This window comes from Aquimarina longa SW024 (assembly GCF_001401755.1).
GTDB classification, from domain to species: domain Bacteria; phylum Bacteroidota; class Bacteroidia; order Flavobacteriales; family Flavobacteriaceae; genus Aquimarina; species Aquimarina longa.
In genome coordinates, this window is record NZ_KQ474116.1 from 2,495 (window position 1) to 8,475 (window position 5,981).

The 5,981-nt window shown below is 30.6% G+C and carries 5 protein-coding genes and 1 pseudogene; all 6 read left to right on the top strand.

The annotated features are described in order from the left end of the window. On the top strand, positions 1–1,308 hold a 1,308-nt coding region (locus N456_RS23500), incomplete at its 5' end, for a hypothetical protein (RefSeq protein WP_082422641.1). Beyond that, on the top strand, positions 1,305–2,264 hold the full coding sequence (locus N456_RS23505; RefSeq protein WP_062063032.1) for a hypothetical protein: 960 nt from the start codon (positions 1,305–1,307) through the stop codon (positions 2,262–2,264). The genes N456_RS23500 and N456_RS23505, both read left to right, overlap by 4 nt. Before the next feature lie 5 nt (positions 2,265–2,269). Beyond that, positions 2,270–3,241 carry a hypothetical protein gene (locus N456_RS23510; RefSeq protein ID WP_148639442.1) on the top strand — a complete coding sequence of 324 codons (972 nt, stop codon included), beginning with the start codon at positions 2,270–2,272 and terminating at the stop codon, positions 3,239–3,241. A gap of 2 nt (positions 3,242–3,243) precedes the next feature. Next, the gene (locus N456_RS23515) at positions 3,244–4,230 is read left to right on the top strand and encodes a hypothetical protein (RefSeq protein WP_205410301.1); all 987 of its coding nucleotides are present in this window, start codon (positions 3,244–3,246) and stop codon (positions 4,228–4,230) included. 2 nt (positions 4,231–4,232) lie between these two features. Then, positions 4,233–5,246, top strand: a complete 1,014-nt coding sequence (locus N456_RS23520; protein WP_205410302.1) for a hypothetical protein — start codon at positions 4,233–4,235, stop codon at positions 5,244–5,246. Between the two features lie 2 nt (positions 5,247–5,248). Further along, positions 5,249–5,981: pseudogene (locus tag N456_RS23525) on the top strand (hypothetical protein); the annotation flags it as partial.

Here is a 5,981-nt window from a genome sequence, read left to right on the forward strand (position 1 = left end):
TATCTTACATTGCAGTTATCCGAAGTACCTATATTTATATCTGTACAAAGTTGTCGATATGTGCGTACTCCACAATTTTTAATCCACCCCGATGTAGTATGGGCAGTACATCTTAATTATGGAGTAGATGATGAAAATATACTATACTATAACGATAAAAAAGTACCCCTTGTAACTGGGTATGGTGATTATATGTCTTGGATAGCATTAGGTTTAGAATGGATTAATAATCAAGTAAAGCCATTTGTAGAGCAGTATATGCTAGGTGATAATGAAGAACGTAAAAAAGATTGGAAAAAACTACAAGGCATTATTGATGAATTTGTAGAAGAAAGCATCACTAAGGTAGCATTAGGATTTCATGCAATGGTTGATAAAGATCGGCTTATCAATTATTCAGAAATCCAACCTTATAAGGCAGTGCTTAATTATTACATCTTCCAAATGGTATTGTTTTCCATTGCTATAGATCTGTTATTAATTTATCTTACCAGAGGTAAGGTAGCACCAAGCATGTACAAAGCTGCTAGAGTAGCTAAGAAATTTAAAAAACTAAAAAAGAGCGCAGAAAAATTTGGGGAGCAATACAACCTTACATTTCATATGCCAAAGGTGAGTTGTAATTTTGGATTTCATAGAGAACAAAGTAAAGATAAGCTAGGAGAAGTTACCAGAATTATACAATATACATTACGGGCAGACCCTCTAATTGCAATCTCATCAGAATATGAATTCGATCCTGAACGATTACCCAAAGCGTTGAAAGAATTTAAAGTCAAAGCTTTAGTAGAAGGGGTTATTAGCTTTGATATTAATATCCTATACGATACGCTAAAAAAAGAATTTAGAATAAACAATACTGCTGTACATCAAGAAGGTGGCGGTGGTAATGTCTTAAAAGATGGAGACATCATACAGTTACAAGGGCAGATAGGAGTTACCTTAGAGGGAGAAGTAAAAGTAGAAGGGAAATGGCAAAAAAAGGTTTTTAAATTGTTTCCTATAAAAGCACATGCAAAAGCAGAAGGAAAACTAAACTTACATACTGCCGCAGGGATCACCCGACGATTTGGTATTCATCCAAATCTAGGTCCCTATCTAGAAGACACTCTATTCTTTGATGGAATCACAGGAGAGTATTTTCAAAGAATTAAATTGGAATCTAATAATATAAAGTTTATAGATACAAATCCTAATAATGAAACTACATCAATTCCAAAATTTGGATATGGCACAGCCAGTCTAGGTAGAATCTATATCTTTGAAATATTTAATCCACACAAACCAGAAAAGTATTATAAACAATGAAACGTTTTAAACAAATCATAGCAGTAATATGCTGCTTCATTACACTTGCTTCTTGTGGGCAGGATCATAAAAAAAAGAATATGAATAATTCATTTAACAAAATAGCTAATTTATATAAAGAAGTAGAACATTATAATATTGAACCTGAATATTATATAGAGGGGTATCAAAGTGGTTGTTTTTATGAAATTTTAGTCAATGACGTTTTGGTATTTAAGCATTATGAAAATGTTGGGTTAATGAATCACGCTACACCTATTAATAGTCGTATCTTAAAAAGTGGTTCTCAAAAAGTAACGATCAAATTATTTCCGTTAGGTAAAATCGATAGTAAAGAATATACAACTATAGATGCCGATGATAGTTTTAGGCTTAAAATATTTAAGCGAGATAAAAAACAACCATATGAAGCAGGAGACTATGATATCGTAAAAGAACATTATGCTACTCTTACTGATGGATTACCTTATTATGAAGAAACGTTTACATTTGAAGCAGAAGTACCATACGAATTAAAAGGGTGGAGTGAATCACAGGTATTAACAGAAATGGATCAAAAAGAATTAGAAAAAGAAGTATTGTCTTATTATAAGGATTTTTCAAAAATAATTTCAAAAAAAAATAGTGAAATTTGGCAGGATAAACTTATTAATAGAGAAAAAGAAATAGCACAAGCTAATTATTTTAAGAAAGAAGATACAAAAGAGATAGCAGAAGAATATTTAGAAAGTATTAAAACAAATTTTTTTGAAATGCTGCCTATTGAAAATTATGAACTAGTTTTTTATGGTGATGGTAAAATAGTAAAACTAGAAAGTAAAGAACATAAAAAAGAATCTGCCTTAATTTCTATAGAAGAAAGAGACTATCAAGGAATTGCTAGAAAAGCATATATATTTCATGGTCTATCGCTACACAAACTTAAAGACAGTAATAAACTAGAAATTATACGATAATGGTAATGAGGGTACAAATAGCTATATCCTATTGGGCTACTGTTTTACTATCGGTTTTTGTTTTTTGTGGCTCTTGCGCACAAGACCATAAAAATAATAATATGAAAAGACCTATAGAACGATTATATAGTAATGTAGAATCACTAGACTATACCACTATGCCACAATATTTTATAGAAGGCTATCAAAGTGGTTGTTTTTATGAAGTTTATATCAATGATGTATTGGTATTTAAACATTATAAAAATGTAGGATTGATGAATCATGCTATATCGATTAACGATATGATCTTACAAAGTGGTCTTCAAGAAGTAACCATCAAGCTATTTCCGTTAGGTAAAATCGATGATAAGGAATATACAACTATAGATGCCAATGATAGTTTTAGACTTAAAATCTTTAAGAGAGATAAAAAACAACCATATGAAGCAGGAGATTATGATATCGTAAAAGAATATTATGCCCCTCTTACCAATGGATTGCCCTATTATGAAGAGACATTTACCTTTGAGGCAGAAGTACCCTATCAATTAAAAGGATGGAGCGAATCCCAAGTACTTACAGAAATGGATCAAAAAGAATTGGAACAAGAGATATTAGCTTTTTATAAAGAGTATGGACAAATATTAGAAAATCGAGATGAAGAAAAATGGGTAAATTTTGTGATGAAGAGAGAAAAAGAAAGAGTTCATTCAATTGATTATTTTGACAAAGAGAATATTAACAAAAGGACTACAGAATATATACATGCATTTGATAATGAAATTTTAGAAGTACAACCCTTAGATCCCTATAAAATGACTTTTTATGGTAATGGGCGTTTAGTAACTTTAAGAAGCTTAAAAAAAACAGGGAAGTCTGCTTTTTTTACAATCGAACAAGATGAAGATGAGAATGGTAAATATAAAGTTTATCAGTTCTACTACTTATTTCTTCACAAACCCAAAGGCAGTAATAAACTAGAGATTATACGGTAACAATGATGAAATTACATACACACATCTTTTATTATTGGGCTACTGTCATTCTATCGGTTTTTGTTTTTTGTGGTTCTTGCGCACAAGACCATAAAAAGAATAAAACTATGAAAAACAGACCTATTAATAAGATATACGAATTACATAAACAAAAAATAGACTATCCATCAATGCCACAATATTTTGTAGAAGGTTATCAGAGTGGATGTTTTTATGAAGTTTATATTAATGGGTTATTAGTTTTTAAACATTATGAAAATGTAGGCTTAATGAATCACGCTACTCCTATTAATAGCCGTATTCTAAAAAGTGGTCCTCAAAAAGTAACGATCAAGCTATTTCCGTTAGGTAAAATTGATGGTAAAGAATATACAACTATAGATGCCGATGATAGTTTTAGACTTAAAATCTTTAAGAGAGATAAAAAACAACCATATGAAGCAGGAGCCTATGACATCGTAAAAGAGCATTATGCTACTCTTACCGATGGATTACCTTATTATGAAGAAACATTTATCTTCGAAGCAGAAGTGCCTTATGAGTTAAAAGGATGGAGTGAATCGCAAATACTTACAGATATTGACAAAGATAAACTAGAAAAAGAGATCTTAGCTTTTTATAAAGAGTATGGGCAAATATTAGAAAAACGAGATGAAAAAAAATGGGTAGATATCGTTATACAATCAGAAAAAGAAGAAATTCATTCAGCTGATTTTTTTGATAAAGAAAAAATTAAATTAAGAATAGATGATTTCACAAATACCTTTGATAACGAAGATATTGAAATAAAACCACTGGATAAATACAAAATAATTTTTTCAGGAGATGGAAAAGTGGTGTCATTGCAAAGTACAGAAAGAAGAGGTAAATCAGCTTTTTCATTTATTGAAAATATAGACTATCAAGGAGAAAGACAGAAAGTAAGAACTTCGAGATTTATATATCTCCACAAACCTAAAGGCAGTAATAAACTAGAGATTATACGGTAACAATGATGAAATTACATACACACATCTTTTATTATTGGGCTACTGTTATTCTATCGGTTTTTGTGTTTTGTGGCTCTTGCGCACAAGACCATAAAAAAAATAATATGAAAAGACCTATAGAACAATTATATACTAGTGTAGATTCGCTAGATTATCCTACAATGTCTCAATACTTTGTAGAAGGCTATCAAAGTGGGTGTTTTTATGAAATCTATATCAATGATGTATTAGTCTTTAAACATTATGAAAATGTAGGATTAATGAATCATGCCACCCCAATTAATGATATGATCTTAAAAAGTGGTACTCAAAAAGTAACAGTAAAGTTATTTCCTTTAGGCAAGATAGACGATCAGGAATTTACTACCATAGATGCAGATGCCAGATTTCGTTTAAAAATCTATAAACGAGATAAAAAACAACCTTATGAAGCATTAGGCTATGATGTGGTTAAAGAATATTTTGCTCCTACGGTAAGTGGAGAACGTGGAGGTGCTTTTCTTAATGCAGGAATACCTTATTATGAAGAAACATTTACGTTTGAAGCAAAAGTACCCTATGAATTAAAAGGATGGAGCGAATCGCAAGTACTTACAGAGCTAGATCAAAAAGAACTAGAGCAAGGAATTCTGGATTTTTATAACGAGTATGATGATGTTATCCAAAAACAAGATGAGAAAAAATGGGTTGAAATGGTAAGAAAAAGAGAATTAGAATATCTCAAATCGGTTCATTATAATGACTTCAAAAACTCAAAAATAAAAAGTAGAATAGATTATTTTATTAGTGTTTTCGATAGCGATTTTGTAGAAGAGTTTCCTTTAGACATTTATAAAATAAAACTCGAAGGAAATGGCAAATTGGCTGTATTGAAAAGTACTGAAAGAAAAGGTAAAGCAGCTTATTCGTTTGGAGTTAAGATAGAAAGAAATGGTAAATATAGAAAAGTAAGACGATCAAAACATTTATACCTCCATAAACCCAAAGGCAGTAATAAACTAGAAATCATACGATAAAAGTGATTAAATTACAAGCACACACCTCTTATTATTGGGCTACTGTTTTACTATTGGTTTTTGTTTTTTGTGGTTCTTGCGCACAAGATCATAAAAAAAACAATATGAAAAGACCTATGGAACAATTATATAGTAATGTAGACTCGCTAGACTATACTACCATGCCACAATATTATATCGAAGGATACCAAAGTGGATGTTTTTATGAAATCTATATCAATGGAATACTAACCTTTGAACATTATGAAAATGTAGGCTTAATGAATCATGCGACTCCGATTAATGATATGATTTTACAAAGTGGTCTTCAAGAAGTAACCATCAAGCTATTTCCGCTAGGTAAAATAGATGGTAAAGAATATACAACTATAGATGCTGATGATAGTTTTAGGCTTAAAATATTTAAGCGAGATAAAAAACAACCATATGAAGCAGGAAACTATGATATCGTAAAAGAACATTATGCTACTCTTACTGATGGATTACCTTATTATGAAGAAACGTTTACATTCGAGGCAGAAGTACCATACGAATTAAAAGGATGGAGCGAATCACAAGTACTTAAAGAAATGGATCAAGATCAACTAGAGAAAGAAATCCTAGATATTTATAAAAAGTATGATGATGTAATCCAAAAACAAGATGAAGAAAAATGGGTTGAATTAGTTAAAAACAGAGAACTAGAGTACCTTAAATCCGCTCACTATAATGATTCTGAAAATTCAGGAATAAGAT

Coding starts and splice junctions, on each gene's coding strand:
- N456_RS23505 (WP_062063032.1), top strand. CDS start 1,305: ATGAAACGTTTTAAACAAATCATAGCAGTAATATGCTGCTTCATTACA.
- N456_RS23510 (WP_148639442.1), top strand. CDS start 2,270: ATGAGGGTACAAATAGCTATATCCTATTGGGCTACTGTTTTACTATCG.
- N456_RS23515 (WP_205410301.1), top strand. CDS start 3,244: ATGATGAAATTACATACACACATCTTTTATTATTGGGCTACTGTCATT.
- N456_RS23520 (WP_205410302.1), top strand. CDS start 4,233: ATGATGAAATTACATACACACATCTTTTATTATTGGGCTACTGTTATT.